We start from the raw sequence: 272 nt of genomic DNA on the forward strand, positions 1-272 counted from the left end.
AGTTCAACTTAAAATTTTGTCCCCTATTTTGCCATATATTTTTAAGAACTTAAGGGAACAATGAGTATTATCCAAATATAGTGTGGGTGGATGAATGTATAAATATGGGCCTTTTTAATGTATTAGGAAGTATAGTAAATAAATGCTTTATGTTCAGAAGGTAAAGCTTAATCTAGCTGAACAATACAGTTGAAACCTGCCCATTGGGTGGGTTTTTTGGTGTTTTAAGGAGACTATTAAGCCAGAATTTTGGACTAATACTCTTCGAAAAT

Origin of the sequence: Streptococcus sp. 2342 (genome assembly GCF_013276795.1) — a bacterium.
GTDB lineage: Bacteria > Bacillota > Bacilli > Lactobacillales > Streptococcaceae > Streptococcus.